Origin of the sequence: Pseudomonas sp. NPDC089734 (assembly GCF_044748865.1) — a bacterium.
GTDB lineage: Bacteria > Pseudomonadota > Gammaproteobacteria > Pseudomonadales > Pseudomonadaceae > Aquipseudomonas.
On sequence record NZ_JBIVGV010000009.1, the window covers coordinates 145,528 to 169,671 of the forward strand.

Here is a 24,144-nt window from a genome sequence, read left to right on the forward strand (position 1 = left end):
TTACACCGCGAGCCTTCACTTGCTCTATGACGTACTGACTCAAAGGAACCTTGAAGATGGCTACCGCCTTTTACGCACTCGAAGATTTTCCGGAACTGGCCAACCTGGTCACCAACTGCTCGGTGATCCAGCAGGAGGTCGCCGCTCTGGATGCGCCACTGCTCGATATCGACCGTACCAACAAACAGCATCAACAAGTCCATGACGAACTGACCGAATACCTGCAACAGGGCGGCGACTACGGCTGGCTCAAGGGATGGGGTGCCGAAGGTGGCAACCGGAACTGGACGCAATATGCATTGCTGTTCAAGGACACCCCCATCGGCCCTGCCCAGGCAACGATGCCCCGTACCCTTGAGCTGTTCAAACCGCTCAAAGGCATCAAAGTCGTGGCCCTGGCCCGCATGGCACCTCATAGCTTCCTGAGCCTGCATCGTCACCCCGAACTGACAGGCGAAGGGCTGCTACAGATGCACATCACCCTCAGCGCGGCCAATGAAGCCAACTACTCCTACCTGAACGTGGCAGGCGAGTTCTACCACCAGAAACCCGGCACAGGCGCGATCTTCGACGGTTCGCTGGACCACTTTGCCGTCAACGCCACTCCGGTTCCACGCACCATCGTCTACATGGAGTTCGAGAAAGAGAAGTTCATGAAGCATTGATCACCACCACAGCGGCACCTCATCCCACGGCGCGTGTAACGGCTGTGGGATTTTTTATGGCTGTCGGGTGGGGAAATAAACCAATAAGGCAGGAGCGAATTTATTCGCGAGACGTCATTGAAGGCGATAGATGTTCTTCAACTTCGCAGGCCTCTCACGAATGAATTCGCTTCCACAGAAGGGATGTAAATCATGATGTTGCGTTTTGCTTGATGAACGAGAATCGAGCGGCGCTCCGCTCACTCGCGAAAGGCCTTGGCCGGGATGTGGCCTGATACACCGCTTTCCCGGATAAATCCGGTCCTACAGGTAAATCCGGCCCTGCCGTTTAAACGCCGCCCAATAAAAAACGGGCTCTTCAAGAGCCCGTTTTGTTTCCCGCCATCTGCACGATCAATGCAGGACAGGCCTGGCACCCGCTGCTTCAAGCAGACGATCCGCCAGCAACCGCACGATCCAGAAAGCCGTCAGCGAAGCATCGCCGCGCAGCTCGTCGGAACCGGCATCACGCTTGAACTCCGACTCCAGACTGTCAATGTAGTTGTTCAGACTGAACTGCCCATTGACCCGGTTGCCCGGCTTATCGAGAGTCGCCTGCAAACGCTCGTTGACCAGAGCGATCGCATTTTCAAACGCCTGACGCTGAGCAGGCGTCAGGTACCCGCCCTTGCGCACCAGAGAAGCCCAGGAGGTCTCCTCCGGTGTTTCCTGTTGTTGCGTAACGGTCATATCAGACCTCCGTGTGCTTGGTCGTAGAGGTCAGCTTGTCGTAAGGGTGCTCTACGTTCTTCAGGTTGATGCCGCCGGTGGTCAGGTTCAGGTTTTCGCTGTCGCTCTTGACGAAGGAGAACTTGCCGTTTTCAGCGTCGATGTTCTTCAGGTCCAGGTTCCAGTTACCTTGCTGCCCACCGTTGGTGCGCATGAAGGTGCCGAAGTCATTGGCCTTGAAGCCGTCAACCTTCACGTTGGCGTCGGCATTGAGCTGGAAGATCTTGTCATTGGCACCCTGGGCCGAGCTGTTGGTGATGTTCAGGTTGGTGACATCGGCACCACCCTCACCCTTCACGGTCAGCGCGTCTTCACCGACGTTGGTCCAGTGCACGTTATCGACGTTGACAGCGTCACTGTTGCCAGCACGCACGTGCACGCCATCGGCCGCGTTGTCACCGAAGACTACGTTCTTCAGGGTTGCGCCTTCAGCCAGCTCGAAGATTGGCTTCTGGCCTTCACCCTGTCCGCCATCGCCCAGGCTAGGGCCAGCAGTAAAGGTCTGGTTTTCGCCATCAAACACTTCGCCCGGACCCACCTTGATGGTTTCATTGACTACCGTTGGGTTGCTCGAAGCGACCGGGAAAGCGGATGGTGCGGCACCGGTGCTCACCGGGCTGCCGGTTCCAGGTGTCGTGGTCGGAGTAGTACCACCAATGGATGGAGTAGTACCGCCACCTTCACCACCGATCGATGGAGTACCGCCACCACCGCCGCCACCAATCGATGGGGTACCGCCACCACCGCCGCCACCGATCGATGGGGTACCACCGCCGATAGATGGAGTACCCCCACCGCCGCCACCACCCTCACCACCAATGGACGGAGTACCGCCACCACCACCGCCACCAATCGATGGAGTGCCACCGCCACCGCCGCCGCTGCCACCACCGCTTCCGCCTTTGCTGGACGTGTCAGACGGTTGATTGAAGGTGTCCGGATGGCTGTCCATGAACTGGGCAATCAATTCCAGCAGTTCCTTGAGCTTTTCGTCCTGGGAAACCTGGCCACCGCCATCGGAGGTCGGCTGGATGGAGTTATCCAGCGAACCGCCGCCCAGGCTTTTCATCAGGGTATTGACCAGGTCTTCGACGCTGGAGCCACTACCGGTGCCACCAGCACCCTGAGTACCGCCCAGGCCCTGGCCGCCACCCAACGAATCGAGACCCGTGCCGCCACCGGCGCCTTGAGTACCACCGGTACCGCCACCGCCATTGCCTGCGCCGCTGACAGGAGAACCGCCTCCCGAACCCGAACCCGAGCCAGTGCCGGTACCGCCGCCTTCGCCAGTGCCCGACGAGGAGTCCGAACCACCCAGAATTTTTTCAAACAGGGCCATCAGGACCTGGGTCAGCAGTTCCTTGGAGGAGTCCTCGCCGGTCGCTCCGGCGTCCTTGGTGCCACTTCCGTCCTTCTGGCCATTGCCTTTGAGGGATTGCAACAGCTCGTCGATGCTGCTTTGCCCCGCGTCACCCGACTTGCCAGCACCACCCCCCGCCGCCTGTCCAGCACCGGAACCGGAGCCGGAACCCGAGCTGAGCAACATATCGGCCAGCATGCTTGCCAGCTGTTCAAGGCTGGACTGACCGCCTTGCCCGGCACCAGTAGCAGAGGCGCCAAGCCCCAGGCTCGATTGCCCGGAAAGCCCTGACAGGCCGGAAAGACCGTTTTGGGAAAAACCCGAAATACCCGCGATATCAGACATTTTCTACCTCGCTCCATCATTGAGTGTGTCCGGAGTACGACAAGCAGCACCGTCGTGGCCGGTGGTGCCACCAACAAGTTCTCTCTCGTGATGGCACTCATCGTTGTGTGGCAACAACCGACAAGCGGTTCCCAGGCAACGAATCAATTGAGCAAGGGTTGAACGGTGGTACGGGTCTGCTGCACCTGGGTCATGAAACCATTGACCAGGTCGCAGAAACGCCCCTCATCGAGATGAGCCAGTTCATGCTGGGTGCAGAGGCGCAGCTCTTGCTGGTCCAGGGCCAGCCAGCAGCCACGAAGGCTGGCAACGTCGAAGTTGATGTTGAGCAAGCGCTGCAAGTTTTCCGAACTCTTGCGCACTTGTCCCAGACGGCAATGAATAACCACGTTTTCACTGTGCCTGGCCACTTCGATAACGGCAGCCTGACGATTCTGGCTGTCATACAACGCGCAGACGCCATTTTGGAGGGTTAGAGATGTACCGAGTGTTTCACTTAAACGCGCAATAAAACGTTGCACGTCACGATGAGAGTTCGCCATTAAATTTTCCTCAAGTTTGTCGTTGTGCAAATGGAGCCGCAGCGACAAGTGAGTGGAAAATTAATGGCGAGCGGTTCCCGCTGGAATAAATATTCTGAAATTAGTGTTTAAACCCGGCCAGTGTCAGGAACTCACTGAGCAGGCCCTGCAACGTGTCTTCCCGCCGGTAATCAAGATCCAGTTCATGCCAGACGACGAAGCGTTGCTGATTGTCGAGGCAAATATAATAACCATCATATGACTCGACATTCTCGAAACGCCGCTTGAGGGTATCGGAAAACAGATTGGGCCGCTGGGCCTTGCGCTCGATCATCAGCGCCAGCCCCCAGCCCACGCTATCCCTGCGATACACGAAATCGATCCCTGGAGCCCACTGCCACGTACTCGGCCGCTGCTCGCCGATACTGACGAAAAAGTCTCGCTGGTCGGTACTACGCAGAATCGTTTCAGTCATTCAAATGTACCGTAGTGTATTCAGTTGCGTCGTTACGCAATTCAGGTGTCCACCAAACTTTAAGGTTTGAACTATTGGCGTCAACTTGCTGACAATCACTGGCAAAACAAGATGTTTGCATTGTCGCACAAGCACTCAACAATAGAGTAACCATAAACAAGGCACAGGCATGTACCAACTTCATTTCGGATTCTCCCTACAAATGGACTGTACTGAATTCGGCCCTGAAAGTACGGTGGTAATGGGTTTAACAAACAGGCATCGCCGACCTGCAACCCTTTTCTGCAACATCTGTTTCAAGGGGGCAGTATTGATACTCTGGCAGGGCTGGCCGGTGTCGCTGTAGTCGCAACCGGCCTTGTTGCCACAAAGACTTCAGTTGACTGACCCGGTTGCAGACGCGCAATGGGCAACATTGTTACAGCAAGTGTACGACCTCCCGAGCAGGATGCCAGTGGGAAATCCTGGACCCTGGAACTGTTGTTACGGACGACGCCCACCGAAATATCGAACCCGTCCCCGCCAAACCATTGACCCCGGGAAGGATCGATCGAGAAAGTGCTGTCCACTCTACACAGGTCCTTCAGAGACGCACCAGATGATGACTCTTTGACATCAACCGGAATGCGCCCCTTGACCAGGTCGGCAAAGGCTTTGGAGATGGCCATTTTCTTGCGTTCCCGACTATTGGGAGATCCACTCTGGGCAAGCGCCTTGTCCAGTTGCGGACGGTTTTCGGTCGCGATGTAGCGTGCAGGATCGATCTGGTCGCCAATCAGCCGTGGCGTCAGGATGAACAGGCGCTCGCGTCGCGACACCTCCTGACGCCGGGATGTAAAGAGCGACCCCAGCAGCGGTATGTCCCCCAGCACGGGCACCTTATCCTGGCGCTGGCCTGTCTCGTCCACATGGAACCCGCCGATGACCAGCGAGCGGTTTTCACTGATCACGGCCTGCGTGCTGACCGTACCACGCTTCACATCGGGCGTATCGCTGTCGCGAGAGCGGTCGAGCTGGCCGTCCTCGATATCGACGATCAACTGAAAACGGCTGGGTTGTGCACCGGAGATGGTTCTGGGGATCACCTGCAGGCTGGTACCTGCCGTGACCGATTGAACGTTGGCGACTCGCTCACCGGTGGCCGTGATATAGGCCGTACGGCTGAAGTCGATGACAGCGGGCTGGTTTTCCAGGGTCAGCACCGAAGGTCTGGCAATCACCGACGCCACACCCTGCCCTTCCAGCGCCTGAATGTCAGCGAAGAAGCGGTCGAAATCATTGATGGACAGAGTGGCCGAGCCGCCGGTCAGCAACGAACTGCCAAAGTTCACCGAACCGGCCCGAGCCGACCAGCGAGATTCCAGGTTGCTCAATTGATTGCGATCGATGTCCAGAATGATTGCGTCGATTTCCACCAGATTGCTCGGTTGATCCAGCTGCTGAACCAGTTGCTGATAAATCTCGCGTTTGTCCGGGTTGTCGTAGATCAGCACAGCGTTATTGCGCACATCGGCAACCACCCGGCGATTGCTCGACGTTTTAGTGGGCTTTGCCTTGTCACGCGAAGCTGTCCGGTCAGTGGCCAGGTTGATGATCTTGTTACGACCGATATCGGCCATACCCTGCATGGCTTGAATATTGGCCATCGGGTCCTGGGGGGACGGCGGCAGGTGCTGCTTGCTTTCGAGCAGGCCATCGAGCAGTGTCGCGACACCGGGAATGGTGATGCTTTGTTCGCGATAGTGGATCTCGCGATCGGCCACCGCGGCATAACGCAACGAGAACATCATGACCTGCTGCTTTTCTTCGGGCTTGGCCTTTTCCTTGCTGAACCCGCGAATCAGCTCAACATAACGAGCAGGACCACTGACCAGCACCACGCCTTCATCGGGCAGTTCACCCCAGCCAAAACGCTTGTCCAGCAGGCCGATATCCGTCAGCGCCTGCTTCAGGTCGGGAGCGGCATCGGACGAGACTTCCAGCCGTTGCGATACCTGCCCCGACTGCGGGCTCACGTACAACTTGCCGTTGTACAGGAACCACTGAAATTGATGTTCCAGGGCCATGCGATCCAGGAATTCCTGGGCATTGCCGGCCCGAATCTTTGCATCGACCACACCACCGACGCCATTCATCTCCAGCCCTACGCCATAGGAGCTGGCAAAATCCTTCAGCACAGTCGTCAAGGGCGTCTGAGCCGCCTCGTAGGCATAGGCAGACTGGCGCCACTCTTCAGGGACTGCAGCCATGGCCACCTCTGCCTGCAGGCACAGCAGCGCAAAACAGCACAGTCGTTTCAGGCATTGCTTAAACATAAGAGCCTCCCAGTGCTAAAGGACGAACGAAATGCCTTGGAGGCGATACAGCCACGGGTTCAAGCATCGACTCCCAGACATCGCGCTGGTTGACCAGCGCTTCGATGGCATGGATGACGACGGCCGTGCTTTGAAACGGCTGATGCTGCACAAGGCAAAGGTGATTCGTATCGGGGTCGAGTGCCAGCGCGGCGCGAAAGCGCCTGATGCTGGGCCCGGAAAGGCGCAATGCCGCTTCCAGACCCGCATCGCCGCCCCGCCACGCCATGCTCAGAGGGGCGATATAGGTCAACCCTCCGGCACTGCGCTTGATGCTCAACGGCTGCTGATCGACCTGCAGTAGCAAGACGGCATCGCTGCTGTCGAGCCAACGCTCGACAGCAGCAATCAGATCAACGGATTTCATTGATGATTGCCTTGGCCAGGTTGTGCTTGACCACCACCTCCTGGTTCACGGCCCAACTGGCGGTCGAAGACTGCCGGATGGCCGAGTTGAAGGCATGCCAGTCATCAGGGGAAAAGGCGTCCAGACTCAATGCCGCCGAATCCAGATCCTTTTGAGCGTTTTCAAAGTTGTTGTCGAGACGGCGTCTTAGTGCATCGGAAGAAAGCATGGTGACACTCCTGGTTCGGGAATTCATGACTGAGTGGAAAGCCCAGGGTTTTGGTTCCAGAACCATCAGTTCAAGGCCAGATATGCTGCTGCAAGGCACTCCAGCTCAAACTGAAATCTCCATGTTCGGTGCGCAGGCTGATTGCATCAGGGTCCATGTTCGGATCGCCTCGCACTGCCCATCCCTGTTGCCCGTGCGCCTCGAGGCTCTGGGCAAGCGTGGGGATCTGATCGGGGTGGCAATAGATCGACGCCGTTTCCTGGTTGGGACTGGCCGACGTCAACTGCCGCAGGACCGCGCCGATTCGCTGCTCGTCCGGCAACTCATCCAGCACCACCTGCAGGGCCTGACCCACCAGTTCCTGCGCAACCTCGACGATACTTGCCAATGACTGTTCCCGTTGCTGACGCAGATCATCGAGCAGTGACTGAGCTTGCTCCCAGACCTGGGCACGGGTCTCTTGCTCACAGCTTTCGCGCAAGGCCTGAGCCTCGGCATGGGCGCTGGCCAGGATTTCATCGGCACGGGCCCGGGCATCGTCCAGCAGCTCATCGGCAAGCCGGCAGTGCTCCAGCACTTCGCGTCGTAAAAGCGGCTCGTTGACCGTGGGCCTGTTATTGGTCAGGGTCAGGCTGCGACTCGTCAGCATATGGGCTTCCTTCAATGCTAGTGTTCAAAACGTACCCGCCCACGGCCTGCCACAGGGCACACAATCTGGCCTGGGGTATGTCATCGCATGACAGGTTTTCGGCCTGATCCACTGCATCGCGAGCGAACTTGACCCGCAGTCGTTGCCAGAGCCGGTCACCGACCCATGCTTTCAACAGGCTCAACCCGGCAACCCGAGGCTGTCGGGCATCCCAGTCAACCGGCAGCCAGGACCCGGGCTGCAAGGCCCTGCCCAACCGTCGACACCAGAGCCAGGCTGACTCGTTCAAGGTATCGGGCCGTGGTCGCCGGCTACCGGCACAGATACTTACGCACAGTTCGAGCGCCAGTGCCCATTGCTCCTGGCTCAACTCCAGCAAGGGCAACAACAGTGCATCGGGAGCCGGAGGAAGTGTCGAGGTCATGCCAAGGCAGCGATCGACCAGCGCATCATCGACCTGCCCCAACAGGTTCAGGGTCGACTCGCTGATACCGGTCGAATCGGGCAACCGCCAGCTGTCGTGGGCCTGACGCCAGCCCTGTGTCCACCAACACACCCAGACCAGCGCCTGCTGTTCACTCACGTTCATTTCGGCGGCTCCGCCACAGCCGTTGTCGGCCGAGGTTTGAAGCGTTGTCGCCATTGCGGATTCAGCACCCAGAGCCCGGCCAGCAGCAGAACGATGCCGAAGGTGCAAAGCACCGCTATCCACTGCAAGAACTCCAGGCGTTCGCGCGTCATCGTGAAAGGCCCGAAACTGACCAGCGGCACAGACTCCTGGTAGTCCTGCGCAGGAACAAACACCACCGCCAGTTTTTTCTCGTCCGCATTGGCCATGCCGGGAATGCTGCTGGCAACCATCCGGCGTATGCGGGGCAGCACACTGTCGGGCTCCAGATCGTTACGGTATTTGATGAACACCGCCGCCGAAGCCGGCTGCACCGGCTCTCCCGGCGCAATCCGTTCAGGCAGCACCACATGCACCCGGGCAACCACCACGCCATCGATCTGCGACAGGGTCTGTTCCAGCTCCTGCGATAACGCATAGATGTAACGCGCACGCTCTTCGAGCGGAGAGGAAATGACCCCTTCCTTGCGGAAGACTTCCCCCAGCGTGGAGCGTGAACGACGCGGCAGGCCCACGGCCTCCAGCACCTTGACGGCACGGGAAATATCCTGGGTAGACACCAGGACTGCAACGCCCCCCTTGTCCAGGCGCTTTTGCGCATCAATGTTTTTACCCGCCAGCTCAGCCAACACTTCGTTGGCGTCCTGCTCGGTCAGATCGCGATGCAGCTCCATGCGGTCGCCGCAACCGGCCATCAATAACGCCACAAGCATAAGGATGGCCAGCCTGATTGCCTTGGGGTGCATAGTCAGGGCCTTATTGCAGACTGGTCAGTTTTTCCACGCTCTGGGCGGCCTTGCTCACCAGCTTGGCACTCAACAGGCTTTCCAGGTAGAACGATGACAGTGAACGGTTGGCATCCAGGGCCATTTTCGGGTCGGTCGACCTGGCGGCACGCTGCAATTCGCGATCGACCTTTTCAGACTCTTTCTGATAAGCCGTCGATGCCTTGGAGATGGGCGATACCAGCATCTGCGAGTCACTGGCAGGCTTGGGATCTGCCGAGCGCATGGCGGCATTGAACCAGGCAATGTCCGCCTCGACAGGAGTCGGCCCTGGCGACGTTACCTCTGTATCGAATAGACCAGCGTGATGAGTTGATACGCGTGTAACAGCCATGTTTGCTCTCTCCTGCCAAGACGAAGGTTTACAGATCAACCGCGGTAGTCGGTGACGCTTTGCTGCACGAGAACGGACAGCACATTGCCTGCCGCAATGCTGGCGTCGGTCTTCAAGGTGTTGCCAGCGCCGCCGTTCTGGAAATTCTGCTCCGCATTGGGAAACAGACCGCCCAGCGAGTTGCCTTGAGCACTGTCCTTGATTTCGCCCTTGATCATGTTGATGGCTTTCTGGAACTGCTCGCTTTCGGCCTTGGACATGACGTTATCGCCCTCGGACAGCTCGCCCATCCAGTCCTTCGACTTGCCGTCCGGTTTTCCGAACTCTTCCGGATGCATGTCCATGAAGCGTGAGATCTCCTTGAGAACGTCTTTATCCTCGAAGTTGAAGCTCATCTGACCGCTCTTGGCGTTCGGGCTGGTGTTGGGGGTCAGCAGGTTGTCGAGCTTTTCCTCCCCCAGGCTGCCGAGCAAGGCGGCCAGCAGCTCTTGCAGACCACCACCGGAAGAGCTGTTGCTGGCAGCGTTGGAACCGCCACAGCCCGAGGAAGAGCGGGTGCCGGTGTTGTTGCCTGTGCCGAAACCGGTGTTGCCGGTACCGAAACCTGAGTTCCCCGTTACGTTCTGCCCCTTGGAGCCACCGCTCAGGAATTCATTGATGAGACCTTCCAGGCCTTTGGTGAAAGCCTCTTTCTCATCGCTGTTCAGGTATTTGTCTTCCGACAACTCATCACGCCAGCCATTGACCTTGCCATTGGCATCGTCCGGTTTCCCGAACTGGTCAGGGTTGCGATCCATATAGTCGGCAACCATGCCGAGCAAAGGATTATCCGTGTCGCGAATGTTGGCGCCGCTTCCGGATTTTTCAAACATGGTGTCGCCGAGCAACGAAGCGATCTTGCCGGCAGTACCGTTGGAATCGGACTGCATGCTCGTCATCTGAGTACTGGCGAAAGTACTCTGGAAAGTGCTGCTCTGCGGAACGCTTATCGAAGAAGAAAACATAAATCCACTCCTTGAAAACCGAACAGGTTGAAGCCCTCCTGGGTGAACCAGGAGGGCACGACAACCACTTAGTAGTTGATCGCCTTACCGGTTTGCTGAGCAGCGTTCTGCGCCTTGGTGGCAGAATCCTGGTAGGCGCTGGCGATACCGTTAATGGTATCTGTTTGCATCTTGTTCGATTGGGCTTCGGCGTTCATCATTGTGGTCGCAGCAGCGGTTTGGTCCATCATGGTCATTGCAGACATCGAAGCGCCGAGGGAAGCAGTACCAGCCATAGTTATTACTCCTGATCATCGAGAATGTTTGAACACTGAAGTAGTGTTCGATCATTGAGTGGTCGATTCTCAGAAGCGGTTCCATGACGAGTCATGAAAGAGGTGAGAAATAAGTTTACGGCTCCGGAGAGTTGATACTGAGACTTTTCATGCGGTGGTAAAGAGTACGTCGGGGAATGCCCAGTTCGCTGATCACTGACTCGATGCATTTGGGGTGACGTGACAGGCAGTCCTGGATGAGCGCCTTCTCGAACTGGCGCAGGTAGCTCTTGAGATGAGCGCTGCGCTCCGTATGCGGATCGTCGTCACAGCCCAGGGGCGACATGCCCAGGACAAAGCGCTCGGCCGCACACTTGAGCTCCCGGATATTGCCGGGCCAGCGGTGACTGAGCAGACGGTTGAGAATCTGGGGATCCCTGGATGGAACGGGCTGGTGATGCTTGCGGGCCGTCTCCATGACGAAACGCTCGAAAAGCAGGGGGAGATGGTCAAGGCGCGAACGCAGGGTCGGCAGCTGAATCTTGATGACATTGAGGCGAAAGAACAGGTCCCGGCGAAACTTGCCCTCTTCGACCAGCTTTTCCAGAGGCGTCTGTGTCGCCACGATGACACGCAGGTTCAAGGCGACGAAACGCGTCGACCCCAGGCGCTCTATTCCACGCATTTCCAGAACGCGCAGCAACTTGGCCTGCAGCAGCAGCGGCATGCTGTCGATCTCATCCAGGTACAGCGTCCCGTTGTGAGAGGCCTCGATATAGCCGGCTCGCGACTTGGATGCGCCGGTATAAGCGCCCGCCATCACGCCGAAAAGCTCACTTTCGGCCAGTTGCTCCGGCACGGCAGCACAGTTGAGTGCAACCAGAGGCCCTTCACGCCCGGACAATTGGTGAATTCGTCGGGCTAGTGTGTCCTTGCCAGTACCTGTCTCACCCTCCAGCACCATATCGACGCTGAGCGGAGCTGCCTTGCGGATAAAAGACTGCAATGTGCCAAAGATATCGAGGACCTCATGCTCCATCTGTGAAGAGTCATTATTCATAGAGCCCTCATTCATCCAATCCCCTTGCGATGATAAACACTTCCGCTGAATATCAGGAATACCTCGGATACGGCTATCCGCACGCTGTCGGCGCCCGACGACACCGTGAAACGGTGTACTTTAAATTAACGCCGAACAATTATCCCGTTTTGATTTTCTATTACATCCATTAATTTCTCTGTCGCGACGGCGACATGACAAGCAACATGTAAAGCAAGACGAAAGCATCATTGCCTCGATGCCACCTCCTGAACTTTTCCATGCCTGTAAGAAACCAGCCTTTTATGAAGGAAACAGTGCACTCTTATTCGGTTTTCCGAACACGGGATTAAACGACCGTATTATTTCCCATCACTTAGTCACCGTATTTCATAACCTGTCTTGGGCCGCGCTAACAACTGCCGAAAAGCATTTTTATGTGCCGGTTCGGTCATAAAGTCGTAACTTTAAGCCCACTTATACCAAAAAAGAATTAAAGAATTACTTTATATTCTTTTCATCCTTCTCTGCAAGCTGCAAGACTCACTCCAGAATCATCCATAAAGTGTTGAGAAATCATGAAAAAATTGACTGCCATTACCGCATTGACCCTCGCCGTTCTTTCAGGACTGGCTCAGGCAGACCGTCTGGAAGACATCAAGAAATCAGGTGTATTAAGAGTGGCGGCCTTCGACAGCAACCCACCCTTCGGTTTTGTAGATGCAAAAAGCAAGCAAATCGAAGGGCTGGATGTCGATTATGCCAAGGCCATCGCAGACAAGCTTGGCGTGAAGCTGCAATTGCAGCCCACCAATCCGGCAAACCGGGTGCCTTTGCTGGTGGCCAACAAGGTCGATCTGGTCCTGGCGAACTTCACCATCACCCCGGAACGAGCCGGGCAGGTGAACTTCAGCACTCCCTATTTTTCCTCGGGCCAGCAGTTCATTGTCAAGAAAGGCACGCTCAAGAGTCCGGATGACCTGAACAAATGGCGGGTCGGTGTCGACAAGGGCACGGTCAACGAAGGCGTGTTGCGTGAAAAATTCCCTGGCGCAAAAGTCATTGCCTACGATGATACCCCCTTTGCCTTTACCGCACTGCGCAACGGTAACGTGCAGGCCATCACTCAGGACGGCCCGAAACTGATCGGCCTGCTGGCCAACGTGCCGGACAAGGACAAGTACGAGGTGCCGCCCTTCACCATCTCCAACGACCTGATCGGTGTCGGTATTCCGAAAGGGGAAACCGCATTGACCGAGTTCGTCAACCAGACGCTGATCGAGCTTGAATCCAAAGGCCAGGCCCAGAAGATCTATGACGCCTGGTTTGGTCCCTCCACGCCCACCCCTCTGGCCCGTCTGTTCAAGATCGGCGACAAGAGCTGATGCTCGCCCGGTGATCCCGTTTTCAATGGCCCGCTGCGGACAACCCGGCGGGCATTTTCACTTCAGAATGGATGCTGCACTTGATGTTCGGTGAACTGCTGGGCCCGCAATACCTGCATTGGCTGTTCGATGGATTCCTGCTCACGCTGCACCTGTCGATTCTGGTGTGCCTGATCGCGACGGGGCTGGGCTTTCTGATATGTCTGGCCCGCCTCTCCTCTTCCCCCTTCTGTTCATGGCCCGCACGCGGTTATCTGGCCCTGTTTCGCAATACGCCTTTGCTGGTGCAGCTGTTCTTCTGGTACTTCGGGGTCAGTGCCCTGCTGCCGGAAGATTGGGTCGTCTGGCTGAACATGCCGCACGAAACGAGCCTGGCAGGCCTCTCCATCGAGTGGCCGTCGTTCGAGTTCGTTGCCGGTTTCTGGGGACTGACGCTCTATAGCAGTGCATTCATCGCCGAAGAGTTTCGTGCCGGCGTCGCCTCGGTGCGGACACAACAACGCATTGCAGGTCAGGCACTGGGATTGCGTCCGGCTCAGGTCTGGTGTCATGTCGTGCTGCCTCAGGCCGTGCGCACTGCACTGGGCCCCCTGCTGGGGCAATACATGAATGTGCTGAAAAACTCATCGCTGACCATGGCCATCGGGCTTGCCGAACTGTCCTACGCCTCGCGTCAGGTCGAAACCGAAACCTTCAAGGCGTTCCAGGCCTTTGGCATCGCCACCCTGCTGTACATCGTCAGCATCGTGCTGATCGAAACCATCGGCCAGATGATCCAGCACAGCAAGCGCTATCGCCAGGGAGCGGCCTGACCATGGACTTTTCAGTCATCAGCGACAATTTCACTTACCTGATGATCGGTGCCTACCCCGACGGACCACTGGGCGGCGCCGCCCTGACCTTGATCCTCAGCCTGTTGTCCGGTGTTCTGGCCGCCGTACTGGGCCTGATACTGGGGGTGGCTCTGGTTCTGGTACGAGGCCGGACGCGCTGGGTACTGCTGGGTGTGCTGGGCTTCTTTCGCGCCATTCCCGTGGTGATGTTGATCTTCTGGACCTATTTCCTGCTGCCTATCCTGTTCCATGTCGATGTACCGGCCCTGTTCACCGTGGTCTGCGCACTCTCGCTGATTGGTGGGGCCTATCTGGCACAATCCGTCCACTCGGGCATCATCAGCCTGTCTCCGGGCCAATGGGCAGCGGCCAAGGCATTGGGCATGGGCCCATGGCAGGTACTGCGCCTGATCATTCTGCCCCAGGCCCTGCCGATCATGCTGCCTTCGTTCCTCAATCAATGGATCTCCCTGATAAAGGATACGTCGCTGGCCTACGTGATCGGTGTAGGAGAGCTTTCGTTCGTGGCCACGCAAGTCAGTAACCGGGTCATGGTCTATCCCTCCGAAATATTCCTCTTCGTTGCGCTGGTGTATTTCATCATCTGCTCGGCCCTCGATCTTCTGGCCAGTCGGCTCACCCGCTCAAGAAGCACGGTGAAAACCTGAAATAAAAAGCGGATTTTGTGCTCGCGATCACCCATTCAGGATGACTTTTCAGGGCCCGCAAGGTCTGCGGACAGACGCCAATCAGCCACTGCTCATAAATTAACCACACAAGCAAAAGCCACGCAGGACGTGGCTTTCAGAAAGTTACCCACAGACATACCCACGATTTCCGTGGAAAACTTTTCGTCATTTTTGGAACTGAAAAACCCTCTCGAACGCAAGTCAAAAATTAACCTTGGGGCGAACCCGCTCCTTGATATTCCCGACAACGCGCAGGCCTTCGAGCCCGTCATGACTCATGGCTATATGCTTATGCCTTCCCGGCTGTTGCGTCTCCTCCAGCCGCCCCCTGAAATAAGCGCTTTTTCGAGGCGATCTGTCGATGGAACAACGATGTGAAGTAGCGGTTCTCGGTCTGGGAGCAATGGGTTCAGCCACCCTGTATCAATTGGCCAAAGCCGGGGTCGACGTCATCGGTGTAGATCGCCATCACCCGCCCCATACCCAAGGCTCCAGTCACGGTGACACACGCATCACCCGCCTTTCCGTCGGTGAAGGTCCGCAATACCTGCCACTGGTGCGCAACTCACACAGGATATGGCGAGAACTCGAAGCCTTGTCTGGCGAGTCGCTGTTTGAACAATGCGGCGTGCTGGTGATGAGCTCTCACCCCGACTATGACCCACTGGATCCCGAAGACTTCACGCACAAGACCATTGAACTGGCCCGTGCCTATGGCATAGACCATGAAGTCTTGTCGGCTCACGCCATACGCCAGCGATTCCCGCAGTTCTCGCCAGTCCTGGACACGGCCATCGGCTATTTCGAGCCGGACGGCGGCTATGTCCGTCCGGAACGCTGCATTGACGTACAGCTCAGGCTGGCCAGAGAACATGGCGCAGGCATTCTGACAGACGAAACCGTCACTCGATTGCAGCCCCGTGGCCAGGGTGTGCACATCACGACCGATAAAGGCTCGATCATTGCCGACAAGGTCATTGTCAGCGCGGGCATGTGGTCGTCCGAACTGCTCGGAGCACCTTTCGAGGGCCTTCTGAGGGTCTGTCGACAAAAACTGTTCTGGTTCGGGCTGCAAGACAACGCAAGCTTTGCGCCCCTGTCACCCAGCTTCATCCTGACTCACGGACCGGGGGACGTGGACATCAATTACGGTTTTCCTCCGCTGGCCGGAGAAGGCAGCATGAAGATCGCCACGGAGCAGTACATCGAAGCCTCGCGGCCCGAGACATTGAACCGGACGATCAGCACCGAGGAAGAACAGGACATGTTCCAGACCCAGGTCAACGGCAAGATCGCCGGCCTGACGCCCAGAGTCGTCAAGTCCTCAGTGTGCGCTTATACCGTGACACCGGATTATCACTTCATCATCGACGATCACCCACGGCTGAAAAACGTCACGGTGGTGTCCGCCTGCTCCGGGCACGGTTTCAAACATTCAGCCGGGCTTGGACTGGCACTCGCCCAGCGCTGCGTACATGGGAAAAGTGATGTGGATCTGTCGGCGTTTTCGTTGAAAAGATTCAGTACAATGGTATGAAACAGCCACCACGCCCCCTCTAAAGAAAATCCTTCAGTCCTCTATTTATATAGATAAATAATGTCAGAACGATCATCAGGAAAGGTTTATCACAGGCCTTGGAAAAGAAGCCTTGCAAAACACTTTCATGCCGATGAACGGGGGGAGAAACAGGCAATGGCTACATAAATGTCAGCACTTGTATAAACAACTTATCCTGGATAAAACCGTTCCGTTATTGTCAGGATTCCCAGAAAATACTCATGCGCAATTGAACGTCATTGCGAAACGCTGAAGGACAGGCACAAGAGCCTTTCATCCATGAATCTACTTTTTATCTGCGGCAAGAACCGACTGCGCAGCCCGACTGCAGAACAACTGTTTGCCGACTGGCCTGGTGTGAATACAGCATCCGCTGGCGTTGGCCACGATGCCGATCTTCCCGTGGATATGGAAATGCTCGACTGGGCTGACCTGGTGCTTGTCATGGAGCCTGCACACCGCAAAAAGCTCACATCACGGTTCAGCTCCGTCCTGGCGGACAAGCGCATTGTCTGCCTCGGCATTCCCGATGATTTCGAGTATATGGAGCCGGCGCTGATTGCGTTACTGAACGCAAAGGTGAAGCGGTATTTGCCTTGAAGGGCTGAACCGGACGGTCAGTGGCTGAACAAGAGGGGCTCTGTCAGGGCCTTTCGCGAATGAATTCGCTCCTACACAGCGGTGCAATCACTGGATCGCAGAAACGAAAAAGCCCTGACAAGTCAGGGCTTTAGCGTCTTGAATATGGCGGAGGCATAGAGATTCGAACTCTAGGACCTGTTACAGTCGGCAGTTTTCAAGACTGCTGCCTTAAACCACTCGGCCATACCTCCACTTGCGTTGCGGGCGCCATAATACCGGAATGAAACACGCTGTCAAACTCTCTGGGTGGCCCGTAGCAGCGCCTCTGTTATGATCTTTGCAACTCAACGTTTCAACAGGAAGGAGTTTCGCCATGCGCGAACAGGATTACGCCCTTAAAACCGGCATGCAGGCCGACCAGCTAGAGGTTAGTCGTGTCCTGCGCAACACCTATGGTCTTCTCGCCCTGACCCTCGCTTTCAGTGGCGTCATGGCATTCATCGCCCAGCAGATGCGGGTCGGCTACCCCAACATTTTCGTGGTGCTGATCGGCTTCTACGGGCTGTTCTTCCTCACCAACAAGCTGCGTGACTCGGTCTGGGGTCTGGTTTCGACATTCGCCCTCACCGGCTTCATGGGTTTTCTGCTGGGCCCGATCCTGAACCGCTACCTGGGCATGTCGGGCGGCGCTGAAGTCGTCAGTTCCGCATTCGCGATGACCGCTCTGGTATTCGGTGGTCTGTCGGCCTATGTACTGATGACCCGCAAGGACATGAGCTTCCTGGGTGGTTTCATCACCGCCGGCTTCTTCGTCCTGATGGGTGCCGTGCTGGCCAGCCTGTTCTTCGAGATCAGCGGTCTGCAACTGGCGATCAGCGCTGGCTTCGTGCTGTTCTCGTCGGTCTGCATCCTGTTCCAGACCAGCGCCATCATCCACGGCGGCGAACGCAACTACATCATGGCAACGGTCAGCCTGTATGTATCGATCTACAACCTGTTCGTCAGCCTGTTGCAGATCTTCGGCATCATGAGCCGCGACGACTGATCGCACTGCAGACTCAACAAAAAGCCCGCCATCGCGGGCTTTTTGCTGTCCAGCGTCCATGAATTCTTTATCATTGCGCATGATCCGCTGACAGAGCCGACAATGAAATTCGCCATATCCCTTTTTTCCGCGCCCCATGCGCCCTCTTCCCGACGCGCCCTGCTTTTTGCTCAGGCCGTGCTGGCTGGCGGTCATGAGATCGTGCGCCTGTTTTTCTATCAGGATGGCGTTCACAGTGCTTCAGCCAATGTCGTGACCCCACAGGATGAACAGGACTTGCCGCAACAATGGCGAGACTTCATCACAGAACATCAGCTTGACGGCGTGATATGCATAGCCGCCGCCCTGCGCCGTGGCGTGCTGAATGCAGAAGAAGCCGAGCGCTATCAGCGTCCGGCCGCCAATATCCTTGAGCCGTGGGAACTGTCCGGCCTGGGGCAACTGCACGAAGCCGTACAAACAGCAGATCGGGTGATCTGCTTTGGAGGGCCTTGATATGGCCAGGTCACTCTTGATCGTCAGCCGCCAGGCCCCCTGGTCAGGCCCCGGTGCCCGTGAAGCACTGGATATCGTGCTGGCCGGTGGTGCGTACGATCTGCCGGTGGGCCTGCTGTTCATGGACGATGGCGTGTTTCAATTGCTGCCACAGCAAAATGCCTCGGCCCTGCAACAGAAAGACCTCACCGCCAACCTGAAAGCCCTGTCGATATTCGGCGTCGAAGACCTGCATGTCTGCGGGCAAAGCCTGAAGGAACGCGGCATGTCGCAGGACGCACTGGATGCCGACATCAATCACCTGTCCGAGAAGTCCGAACTGTCGGCACTCATGGACCGTTACGACCAGGTTATAACGATCTGATGGCTACCTTGCATGTTCTGTCCCACTCTCCTTTCGCCGACACACGCCTGGATAGCTGCCTGAGCCTGATGGGGCCATCCGATGGTGTCCTGCTCTGCGGCGATGCCACCTACGCCTTGATTCCGCCCGCCACCAGGATCCTCGAAAAACAGGTGTTCGCTCTGGATGAGGATATAAAAGCCCGCAACCTGCAGGTTCCGCATGGAGTCGCGTGCGTCGACTATGCCGGCTTCGTGGAGTTGTCGCTCCGTTTCGACAGGGTCAATACCTGGCTATGAAAGAGTTGAACGTTGCCGAACGCACCATTGCGCTGGACAAGGATGGCTTTCTCCAGGACCTGAACGACTGGTCGCTGGAAGTCGCCCATGCGTTGTCTGGCGAAGAAGGTATTGTGCTGAGCCCCGAACACGTGGAGATCCTGGAACTGCTGCGCGATTTTTATGCCCAGTTCCAGCTCTCGCCCGCCACTCGCCCGCTGATCAAGTACACCGCACTCAAGTTGGGGCCGGAGAAAGGCAACAGCATGTACCTCAATCGCCTGTTCAATGGCACTCCCGCCAAACTCGCCGCCAAGCTGGCGGGCCTGCCAAAGCCGACCAACTGCATATGAACGATTACGCCCCTCTCGTCACGGAAACACCCGCCGAACACCCCTTTGCCGAATTCGTCCGCATTCTGGGCAAGGGCAAACGAGGCGCCCGCAACCTGACTCGCGAAGAAGCCCGCGTGGCCATGGGCATGCTCCTCGATGAAAAGGTGGAAGACACACAACTCGGCGCGTTCCTGATGCTGCTGCGCCACAAGGAAGAAAGCCCGGAAGAGCTGGCGGGCTTCACTGAAGCCGTACGCGAACGCCTGACAGCGCCACCGATAGCGGTCGATATCGACTGGCCGACATACGCGGGCAAGAAGCGCCATCTGCCCTGGTATCTGCTGGCTGCCAAGTGCCTGGCACAAAATGGCATCAAGGTTCTGCTGCATGGCGGTGGCGCACATACCGCCGGGCGGCTCTACACTGAACAATTGCTCGAACTGCTGAATATTCCGCTCTGCCGCAACTGGCAGGCGGTCGAAAGCGCTCTCGAGCAACAGCATCTGGCATTCATCCCGTTGAGCGACTGGGCACCCCAGTTGCAACGCATGATCGACCTGCGTAACACCCTCGGCCTGCGCTCACCGATTCACTCTCTGGCCCGGGTCCTGAACCCCTTGAATGCCCGCTGCGGCCTGCAGAGCATCTTCCATCCCGGCTACCAGAGCGTGCACCGCGAGGCCAGTACCCTGCTGGGGGACAATGCGATTGTCATCAAAGGCGACGGCGGTGAGATCGAGATCAACCCGGATACCATCAGCCACTTGTATGGCACCTGCAACGGACAGGCCTGGGATGAGGAATGGCCCGCCCTTTCACCCAGACGCCATGTCAAACCTGCCACGCTGGACCCGCAACAGCTGGTGGCCCTGTGGCGTGGCGACGTGGAAGACAGCTATCCGCAACTGGCCCTGCTATCGACCATAGCCCTGGCACTGCGCGGCCTGGGTATTCCGCGTGAAGAAGCTTTCGAGCAAGCCCGACAATTCTGGGATCGCAGGGACAAGGCTCTTTGATCAATCGATTTTATCGATCATGGAAGGCCATTATTTGCGCTTTTCTGTCAAATTGACTCGATTAGACTGACTCCAAATCATTTACAGATTGGAGTCAGACATGGGCCTTCTCATCGAAGGACGCTGGCATGACCAGTGGTACGAAAGCAGCAAGGATGGCGCCTTCCAGCGCGAAAACGCCCAGAGACGCCATTGGGTGACAGCCGATGGCAGCTCTGGCCCGTCCGGCGAAGGCGGCTTTGCAGCCCAGGCAGGCCGTTACCATCTGTACGTCTCGCTGGCCTGCCCCTGGGCTCACCGAACGCTGATCCTGCGCAAGCTTAAAGGCCTGGAAAGCCTGATCGACGTATCAGTGGTCAGCTGGCTGATGCTGGAAAACGGCTGGACCTTCGATCCACAGAAAGGCTCGACCGGTGACCGCCTCGATAATCTGCAATTTCTCCATCAACGCTACACCGCCGATGACGCGTCCTACACCGGGCGCGTGACAGTCCCGGTGCTCTGGGACAAACAGCAGCAGCGTATTGTCAGCAACGAATCGGCGGAAATCATCCGCATGTTCAATTCGGCATTCGACGGGCTGACAGACAATCGCCTGAACCTGTACCCAGACGCTCTGCAATCAAGGATCGATCAACTCAACGAACAGGTTTATCCCACCGTCAACAACGGTGTCTACCGCGCAGGCTTTGCCACCTCTCAAGGCGCGTACGAGGAAGCATTCGATGCCTTGTTTGCCGAGCTGGATGTGTTGGAACAACTGCTGGGGGAACATCGCTATCTGGCGGGCGAATACCTGACGGAAGCGGATATCCGGCTTTTCACCACCCTCGTGCGTTTCGATGCGGTCTATTACAGCCACTTCAAGTGCAACCTGCGGCGCATCGCCGACTACCCGAACCTGAGCAACTGGCTACAGGAACTGTACCAATGGCCGGGGATTGCCGAAACGGTGAGCCTGGAACATATCAAAGGCCATTACTACGCCAGTCATCGCACCATCAACCCGACAGGCATCATCCCGAAAGGCCCGGCCCTGAACTTCGAGGCCAGCCATGATCGGGAACGCTTGCCTGGCAAGGGAATATGGCGCAATCAGGGAGTTTGAAGCAGAGGGAGTGGATAGCCCGCACGCGGGCTATCCCGAACAGACTCAAACGCCGGACTGAGCACCTTCGAACCAGGCCAGCTTCTCACGCAACTGGACCACCTCACCGACGATGACCAGTGTCGGAGCATGCACCTCATGCTCGGCCACCAGTTGCGGCAGGTCTGCCAGAGTCCCCGTGAATACACGCTGACTCGACGTCGTCCCTTGCTGGATCAAGGCCGCAGGCGTGTCCGCCGACCGGCCATGCCTGATCAACTCTTCACAGATGACCGGAAGACCGACCAGCCCCATGTAAAACACCAGCGTCTGTGCAGGCGCGACCAGATCATGCCATGGCAGGTTGGTTGTACCGTCCTTCAAGTGCCCGGTGATGAAGCGCACCGATTGGGCGTAGTCGCGATGGGTCAACGGAATCCCGGCATAAGCCGCACAACCACTGGCAGCGGTAATGCCAGGCACGACCTGAAACGGGATGCCATGGGCAGCCAGCTCTTCGATCTCCTCGCCACCCCGACCGAAAATGAAAGGATCCCCTCCCTTCAGACGCACGACGCGCTTGCCCTGCCTGGCCAGATCAACCAGTTGCTGGTTGATCTGCTCCTGAGGCAATGCGTGATCGGCCCGACGCTTGCCGACATAGACCCGCTCGGCATCACGACGGCAAAGATCGAGAATGGCCGGCGCGACAAGACGGTCGTAGAGCACGACATCCGCCTGCTGCATCAGACGCAAGGCCCGGAAGGTCAGCAGATCCGGATCTCCCGGCCCCGCACCCACCAGATACACCTCGCCCGTCGCCGGAGGCGCTTCGCCTGCAATCTTGGCAAGCAGCAGGCGCTCGGCCTCACCACCCTGCCCGGCCAGTTGTCGATCGGCAATCGGCCCCTGGAAAACATCTTCCCAGAACGCCCGGCGCTGCTGCACATCAGGAAACAGCGACTTGACCTGATTGCGAAAGCGCGCCGCCAGCCCGGCCAGCTGACCGTAGGTGGAAGGTATCCAGGTTTCCAGCTTCGCCCGGATCAGACGCGCCAGCACTGGCGCGTCCCCGCCACTGGAAACCGCAATCACCAGAGGCGAACGGTCAACGATGGCCGGAAAGATGACACTGCACAAGGCCGGCGCATCCACCACATTGACGGGAACGCAGCGTTGCCGCGCATCACGGGAAACCCTGGCATTGAGCGGCTCATCGTCAGTGGCGGCAATGATCAGCACGCAGCCGTCCAGATCGCCTTCGCTGTAACCACGCAGAATCAGTTCGCCACCGCTGCGCTCGACCAACTCGCGCAACTGTACTTCGATGTCGGGCGCAACCACCCGCAGCAGCGCACCGGCTTCGGCCAGCAGGCGGGATTTGCGCAAGGCAATCTCGCCGCCACCGACGACCAGTACCCGGCTGCCACGCAGATTGTGGAACAGCGGCAGGAATTCCATTTAGCCGATGACCTCGATACCGCCCATGTAAGGCTTGAGGACTTCAGGCACGCGGATCGAACCGTCAGCCTGCTGATAGTTCTCGAGCACCGCCACCAGCGTCCGGCCAACCGCCAGGCCCGAACCGTTGAGGGTATGGACCAGTTCCGGCTTGCCGGTTTCCGGGTTGCGCCAGCGGGCCTGCATGCGACGCGCCTGGAAATCACCGCAGTTGGAGCACGAGGAAATCTCGCGGTACTTGCCCTGGCTCGGAATCCAGACTTCCAGATCGTAGGTCTTGACCGCACTGAAGCCCATGTCGCCTGTACACAGTGCCAGCACGCGATAAGGCAGCTCCAGCAACTGCAGAACACGTTCGGCGTTGGCGGTCAGGCCTTCGAGGGCTTCCATGGACTGATCGGGTGCCACGATCTGCACCATCTCGACCTTGTCGAACTGGTGCTGACGAATCATGCCGCGGGTGTCACGCCCCGATGCACCGGCTTCGCTGCGGAAGCATGGCGTATGGGCAACGAACTTCAAAGGCAGTTGTTTCGGGTCGAGAATCTCGCCGGAAACGATATTGGTCAGCGACACTTCAGCCGTCGGGATCAGGTACAGATCGGCTTCGCCTTCACGGGCGATCTTGAACAGGTCTTCCTCGAACTTCGGCAACTGGCCAGTGCCCTGCAAGGCCGGAGCCTGGACCAGATAAGGCGTGTAGGCCTCTTCATAGCCGTGCTCGTTGATGTGCAGGTTGATCATGAACTGCGCCAGAGCACGATGCAGACGGGCGATAGGACCGCGCAGCAAGGCAAAGCGGGCACCGGACAGCTTGGCAGCCGTCTCGAAGTCCAGCCAGCCGAATTTCTCGCCCAGGGCAACGTGGTCCTGAACGGCGAAATCGAAGGCAGCAGGTGTACCCCAGGTACGGACTTCGACGTTTTCTTCTTCGTCGGCACCGACCGGCACCGATGCATCCGGCAGGTTCGGCATGCTCAGCAGCATGGCGTCCAGTTCGGACTGGATACCGTCCAGTTCTTTCTTGCCGTTGCTGAGTTCTTCGGCCATGCGGTCGATATCCGCCATCAACGGCGCGATGTCTTCGCCACGCTGCTTGGCCTGACCAATGGATTTGGAACGGGCATTACGCTCGGCCTGCAACTGTTCGGTGCGGGTCTGGACCGTCTTGCGCTGGTTTTCCAGCGATTCGATGCGCGCGACATCCAGTGTGAAACCACGGGAAGCCAGGCGATCCGCTACGTCCTGAAGTTGAGTACGTAACAGTTTGGAATCGAGCAT

At 57.6% G+C, this 24,144-nt stretch carries 29 protein-coding genes and 1 tRNA gene; 13 read left to right on the forward strand and 17 right to left on the reverse strand.

Features of this window, described 5'->3' with window-relative positions:
• Positions 1–56 precede the first annotated feature (56 nt).
• A complete protein-coding gene (locus ACIPY9_RS13970; RefSeq protein ID WP_400701942.1) occupies positions 57–665 on the forward strand; it encodes an aspartyl/asparaginyl beta-hydroxylase domain-containing protein in 609 nt (202 codons plus the stop codon).
• Between the two features lie 393 nt (positions 666–1,058).
• Here ACIPY9_RS13970 and ACIPY9_RS13975 read toward each other — a convergent pair whose 3' ends face one another.
• From ACIPY9_RS13975 to ACIPY9_RS14040, 14 genes are all read right to left on the reverse strand, one after another.
• Positions 1,059–1,394 carry an HrpW-specific chaperone gene (locus ACIPY9_RS13975; RefSeq protein WP_400701945.1) on the reverse strand — a complete coding sequence of 112 codons (336 nt, stop codon included), beginning with the start codon at positions 1,392–1,394 and terminating at the stop codon, positions 1,059–1,061.
• A gap of 1 nt (position 1,395) precedes the next feature.
• Positions 1,396–3,138, reverse strand: coding sequence for a pectate lyase (locus ACIPY9_RS13980; protein WP_400701948.1), 1,743 nt, complete (start codon positions 3,136–3,138; stop codon positions 1,396–1,398).
• Positions 3,139–3,281: 143 nt separating this feature from the next.
• Positions 3,282–3,680 carry a type III secretion system chaperone gene (locus ACIPY9_RS13985; RefSeq protein ID WP_400701951.1) on the reverse strand — a complete coding sequence of 133 codons (399 nt, stop codon included), beginning with the start codon at positions 3,678–3,680 and terminating at the stop codon, positions 3,282–3,284.
• 100 nt (positions 3,681–3,780) lie between these two features.
• The gene (locus ACIPY9_RS13990; protein WP_400701954.1) at positions 3,781–4,134 is read right to left on the reverse strand and encodes a negative regulator of hrp expression HrpV; all 354 of its coding nucleotides are present in this window, start codon (positions 4,132–4,134) and stop codon (positions 3,781–3,783) included.
• Positions 4,135–4,430: 296 nt separating this feature from the next.
• Positions 4,431–6,383 carry a type III secretion system outer membrane ring subunit SctC gene (gene sctC / locus ACIPY9_RS13995; protein ID WP_400701957.1) on the reverse strand — a complete coding sequence of 651 codons (1,953 nt, stop codon included), beginning with the start codon at positions 6,381–6,383 and terminating at the stop codon, positions 4,431–4,433.
• Between the two features lie 58 nt (positions 6,384–6,441).
• Positions 6,442–6,855 (reverse strand): type III secretion system chaperone, encoded by a 414-nt coding sequence (locus tag ACIPY9_RS14000; protein WP_400701960.1) that lies wholly within the window; start codon positions 6,853–6,855, stop codon positions 6,442–6,444.
• Positions 6,842–7,063 carry a serine kinase gene (locus tag ACIPY9_RS14005; RefSeq protein ID WP_400701963.1) on the reverse strand — a complete coding sequence of 74 codons (222 nt, stop codon included), beginning with the start codon at positions 7,061–7,063 and terminating at the stop codon, positions 6,842–6,844. Before ACIPY9_RS14005 ends, ACIPY9_RS14000 begins: the two co-directional genes overlap by 14 nt.
• 70 nt (positions 7,064–7,133) lie before the next feature.
• A complete protein-coding gene (gene sctL / locus ACIPY9_RS14010) occupies positions 7,134–7,712 on the reverse strand; it encodes a type III secretion system stator protein SctL (protein ID WP_400701966.1) in 579 nt (192 codons plus the stop codon).
• On the reverse strand, positions 7,678–8,301 hold the full coding sequence (locus tag ACIPY9_RS14015) for a hypothetical protein (protein ID WP_400701969.1): 624 nt from the start codon (positions 8,299–8,301) through the stop codon (positions 7,678–7,680). Before ACIPY9_RS14015 ends, sctL begins: the two co-directional genes overlap by 35 nt.
• Positions 8,298–9,086 carry a type III secretion system inner membrane ring lipoprotein SctJ gene (gene sctJ, locus ACIPY9_RS14020; protein ID WP_400701972.1) on the reverse strand — a complete coding sequence of 263 codons (789 nt, stop codon included), beginning with the start codon at positions 9,084–9,086 and terminating at the stop codon, positions 8,298–8,300. Before sctJ ends, ACIPY9_RS14015 begins: the two co-directional genes overlap by 4 nt.
• A gap of 10 nt (positions 9,087–9,096) precedes the next feature.
• Positions 9,097–9,459, reverse strand: coding sequence for a type III secretion system inner rod subunit SctI (sctI, locus tag ACIPY9_RS14025; RefSeq protein WP_400701975.1), 363 nt, complete (start codon positions 9,457–9,459; stop codon positions 9,097–9,099).
• 35 nt (positions 9,460–9,494) lie between these two features.
• A complete protein-coding gene (locus ACIPY9_RS14030) occupies positions 9,495–10,463 on the reverse strand; it encodes a DNA-binding protein (RefSeq protein ID WP_400701978.1) in 969 nt (322 codons plus the stop codon).
• A 68-nt stretch (positions 10,464–10,531) separates the two neighbouring features.
• Entirely contained in the window at positions 10,532–10,738 is a 207-nt protein-coding gene (locus ACIPY9_RS14035) for an ATP-dependent helicase HrpA (protein ID WP_400701981.1), read from the reverse strand.
• A gap of 115 nt (positions 10,739–10,853) precedes the next feature.
• On the reverse strand, positions 10,854–11,777 hold the full coding sequence (locus tag ACIPY9_RS14040; protein ID WP_400701984.1) for a sigma 54-interacting transcriptional regulator: 924 nt from the start codon (positions 11,775–11,777) through the stop codon (positions 10,854–10,856).
• A 557-nt stretch (positions 11,778–12,334) separates the two neighbouring features.
• Here ACIPY9_RS14040 and ACIPY9_RS14045 point away from each other — a divergent pair.
• The 5 genes from ACIPY9_RS14045 to ACIPY9_RS14065 all read left to right on the forward strand — a co-directional run bounded on the left by ACIPY9_RS14045 (position 12,335) and on the right by ACIPY9_RS14065 (position 16,821).
• Positions 12,335–13,141, forward strand: coding sequence for an ABC transporter substrate-binding protein (locus tag ACIPY9_RS14045; protein WP_400701987.1), 807 nt, complete (start codon positions 12,335–12,337; stop codon positions 13,139–13,141).
• 83 nt (positions 13,142–13,224) lie between these two features.
• Positions 13,225–13,953, forward strand: a complete 729-nt coding sequence (locus ACIPY9_RS14050; protein WP_400701990.1) for an amino acid ABC transporter permease — start codon at positions 13,225–13,227, stop codon at positions 13,951–13,953.
• 2 nt (positions 13,954–13,955) lie between these two features.
• Positions 13,956–14,642 carry an amino acid ABC transporter permease gene (locus ACIPY9_RS14055; protein WP_400701993.1) on the forward strand — a complete coding sequence of 229 codons (687 nt, stop codon included), beginning with the start codon at positions 13,956–13,958 and terminating at the stop codon, positions 14,640–14,642.
• Positions 14,643–15,024: 382 nt separating this feature from the next.
• The gene (gene solA, locus ACIPY9_RS14060; RefSeq protein WP_400701996.1) at positions 15,025–16,200 is read left to right on the forward strand and encodes an N-methyl-L-tryptophan oxidase; all 1,176 of its coding nucleotides are present in this window, start codon (positions 15,025–15,027) and stop codon (positions 16,198–16,200) included.
• Between the two features lie 300 nt (positions 16,201–16,500).
• Complete coding sequence (locus ACIPY9_RS14065; protein ID WP_400701999.1) at positions 16,501–16,821, forward strand: low molecular weight protein tyrosine phosphatase family protein; 321 nt, start codon at positions 16,501–16,503, stop codon at positions 16,819–16,821.
• A 145-nt stretch (positions 16,822–16,966) separates the two neighbouring features.
• Here ACIPY9_RS14065 and ACIPY9_RS14070 read toward each other — a convergent pair.
• Positions 16,967–17,054 (reverse strand) — tRNA-Ser (locus tag ACIPY9_RS14070).
• Positions 17,055–17,176: 122 nt separating this feature from the next.
• Between ACIPY9_RS14070 and ACIPY9_RS14075 the strand changes: the two genes are divergently transcribed.
• The 7 genes from ACIPY9_RS14075 to ACIPY9_RS14105 all read left to right on the forward strand — a co-directional run bounded on the left by ACIPY9_RS14075 (position 17,177) and on the right by ACIPY9_RS14105 (position 21,423).
• Positions 17,177–17,848, forward strand: a complete 672-nt coding sequence (locus ACIPY9_RS14075) for a Bax inhibitor-1/YccA family protein (protein ID WP_400702002.1) — start codon at positions 17,177–17,179, stop codon at positions 17,846–17,848.
• A 102-nt stretch (positions 17,849–17,950) separates the two neighbouring features.
• A complete protein-coding gene (tusD, locus tag ACIPY9_RS14080; protein ID WP_400702005.1) occupies positions 17,951–18,343 on the forward strand; it encodes a sulfurtransferase complex subunit TusD in 393 nt (130 codons plus the stop codon).
• 1 nt (position 18,344) lies between these two features.
• A complete protein-coding gene (gene tusC / locus ACIPY9_RS14085; protein WP_400702008.1) occupies positions 18,345–18,707 on the forward strand; it encodes a sulfurtransferase complex subunit TusC in 363 nt (120 codons plus the stop codon).
• Positions 18,707–18,985, forward strand: a complete 279-nt coding sequence (gene tusB / locus ACIPY9_RS14090) for a sulfurtransferase complex subunit TusB (protein WP_400702011.1) — start codon at positions 18,707–18,709, stop codon at positions 18,983–18,985. Before tusC ends, tusB begins: the two co-directional genes overlap by 1 nt.
• Positions 18,982–19,317 carry a TusE/DsrC/DsvC family sulfur relay protein gene (locus ACIPY9_RS14095; RefSeq protein ID WP_400702014.1) on the forward strand — a complete coding sequence of 112 codons (336 nt, stop codon included), beginning with the start codon at positions 18,982–18,984 and terminating at the stop codon, positions 19,315–19,317. Before tusB ends, ACIPY9_RS14095 begins: the two co-directional genes overlap by 4 nt.
• Positions 19,314–20,315 carry a glycosyl transferase family protein gene (locus ACIPY9_RS14100; RefSeq protein WP_400702017.1) on the forward strand — a complete coding sequence of 334 codons (1,002 nt, stop codon included), beginning with the start codon at positions 19,314–19,316 and terminating at the stop codon, positions 20,313–20,315. Before ACIPY9_RS14095 ends, ACIPY9_RS14100 begins: the two co-directional genes overlap by 4 nt.
• A 100-nt stretch (positions 20,316–20,415) precedes the next feature.
• On the forward strand, positions 20,416–21,423 hold the full coding sequence (locus ACIPY9_RS14105) for a glutathione S-transferase family protein (RefSeq protein WP_400702020.1): 1,008 nt from the start codon (positions 20,416–20,418) through the stop codon (positions 21,421–21,423).
• Positions 21,424–21,468: 45 nt separating this feature from the next.
• Here the strand turns inward: ACIPY9_RS14105 and cysG are convergent, their stop codons facing one another.
• Together cysG and serS are read right to left on the reverse strand one after the other, a co-directional pair.
• Positions 21,469–22,863, reverse strand: a complete 1,395-nt coding sequence (gene cysG / locus ACIPY9_RS14110) for a siroheme synthase CysG (protein ID WP_400702023.1) — start codon at positions 22,861–22,863, stop codon at positions 21,469–21,471.
• The gene (serS, locus tag ACIPY9_RS14115) at positions 22,864–24,144 is read right to left on the reverse strand and encodes a serine--tRNA ligase (protein WP_400702026.1); all 1,281 of its coding nucleotides are present in this window, start codon (positions 24,142–24,144) and stop codon (positions 22,864–22,866) included.

Excerpts from the sequence above, each read along its gene's own strand:
- ACIPY9_RS13970 (WP_400701942.1), top strand. The coding sequence starts at position 57 with ATGGCTACCGCCTTTTACGCACTCGAAGATTTTCCGGAACTGGCCAAC.
- ACIPY9_RS13975 (WP_400701945.1), bottom strand. The coding sequence starts at position 1,394 with ATGACCGTTACGCAACAACAGGAAACACCGGAGGAGACCTCCTGGGCT.
- ACIPY9_RS13980 (WP_400701948.1), bottom strand. The coding sequence starts at position 3,138 with ATGTCTGATATCGCGGGTATTTCGGGTTTTTCCCAAAACGGTCTTTCC.
- ACIPY9_RS13985 (WP_400701951.1), bottom strand. The coding sequence starts at position 3,680 with ATGGCGAACTCTCATCGTGACGTGCAACGTTTTATTGCGCGTTTAAGT.
- ACIPY9_RS13990 (WP_400701954.1), bottom strand. The coding sequence starts at position 4,134 with ATGACTGAAACGATTCTGCGTAGTACCGACCAGCGAGACTTTTTCGTC.
- sctC (WP_400701957.1), bottom strand. The coding sequence starts at position 6,383 with ATGGCTGCAGTCCCTGAAGAGTGGCGCCAGTCTGCCTATGCCTACGAG.
- ACIPY9_RS14000 (WP_400701960.1), bottom strand. The coding sequence starts at position 6,855 with ATGAAATCCGTTGATCTGATTGCTGCTGTCGAGCGTTGGCTCGACAGC.
- ACIPY9_RS14005 (WP_400701963.1), bottom strand. The coding sequence starts at position 7,063 with ATGCTTTCTTCCGATGCACTAAGACGCCGTCTCGACAACAACTTTGAA.
- sctL (WP_400701966.1), bottom strand. The coding sequence starts at position 7,712 with ATGCTGACGAGTCGCAGCCTGACCCTGACCAATAACAGGCCCACGGTC.
- ACIPY9_RS14015 (WP_400701969.1), bottom strand. The coding sequence starts at position 8,301 with ATGAACGTGAGTGAACAGCAGGCGCTGGTCTGGGTGTGTTGGTGGACA.
- sctJ (WP_400701972.1), bottom strand. The coding sequence starts at position 9,086 with ATGCACCCCAAGGCAATCAGGCTGGCCATCCTTATGCTTGTGGCGTTA.
- sctI (WP_400701975.1), bottom strand. The coding sequence starts at position 9,459 with ATGGCTGTTACACGCGTATCAACTCATCACGCTGGTCTATTCGATACA.
- ACIPY9_RS14030 (WP_400701978.1), bottom strand. The coding sequence starts at position 10,463 with ATGTTTTCTTCTTCGATAAGCGTTCCGCAGAGCAGCACTTTCCAGAGT.
- ACIPY9_RS14035 (WP_400701981.1), bottom strand. The coding sequence starts at position 10,738 with ATGGCTGGTACTGCTTCCCTCGGCGCTTCGATGTCTGCAATGACCATG.
- ACIPY9_RS14040 (WP_400701984.1), bottom strand. The coding sequence starts at position 11,777 with ATGAATAATGACTCTTCACAGATGGAGCATGAGGTCCTCGATATCTTT.
- ACIPY9_RS14045 (WP_400701987.1), top strand. The coding sequence starts at position 12,335 with ATGAAAAAATTGACTGCCATTACCGCATTGACCCTCGCCGTTCTTTCA.
- ACIPY9_RS14050 (WP_400701990.1), top strand. The coding sequence starts at position 13,225 with ATGTTCGGTGAACTGCTGGGCCCGCAATACCTGCATTGGCTGTTCGAT.
- ACIPY9_RS14055 (WP_400701993.1), top strand. The coding sequence starts at position 13,956 with ATGGACTTTTCAGTCATCAGCGACAATTTCACTTACCTGATGATCGGT.
- solA (WP_400701996.1), top strand. The coding sequence starts at position 15,025 with ATGGAACAACGATGTGAAGTAGCGGTTCTCGGTCTGGGAGCAATGGGT.
- ACIPY9_RS14065 (WP_400701999.1), top strand. The coding sequence starts at position 16,501 with ATGAATCTACTTTTTATCTGCGGCAAGAACCGACTGCGCAGCCCGACT.
- ACIPY9_RS14075 (WP_400702002.1), top strand. The coding sequence starts at position 17,177 with ATGCGCGAACAGGATTACGCCCTTAAAACCGGCATGCAGGCCGACCAG.
- tusD (WP_400702005.1), top strand. The coding sequence starts at position 17,951 with ATGAAATTCGCCATATCCCTTTTTTCCGCGCCCCATGCGCCCTCTTCC.
- tusC (WP_400702008.1), top strand. The coding sequence starts at position 18,345 with ATGGCCAGGTCACTCTTGATCGTCAGCCGCCAGGCCCCCTGGTCAGGC.
- tusB (WP_400702011.1), top strand. The coding sequence starts at position 18,707 with ATGGCTACCTTGCATGTTCTGTCCCACTCTCCTTTCGCCGACACACGC.
- ACIPY9_RS14095 (WP_400702014.1), top strand. The coding sequence starts at position 18,982 with ATGAAAGAGTTGAACGTTGCCGAACGCACCATTGCGCTGGACAAGGAT.
- ACIPY9_RS14100 (WP_400702017.1), top strand. The coding sequence starts at position 19,314 with ATGAACGATTACGCCCCTCTCGTCACGGAAACACCCGCCGAACACCCC.
- ACIPY9_RS14105 (WP_400702020.1), top strand. The coding sequence starts at position 20,416 with ATGGGCCTTCTCATCGAAGGACGCTGGCATGACCAGTGGTACGAAAGC.
- cysG (WP_400702023.1), bottom strand. The coding sequence starts at position 22,863 with ATGGAATTCCTGCCGCTGTTCCACAATCTGCGTGGCAGCCGGGTACTG.
- serS (WP_400702026.1), bottom strand. The coding sequence starts at position 24,144 with ATGCTCGATTCCAAACTGTTACGTACTCAACTTCAGGACGTAGCGGAT.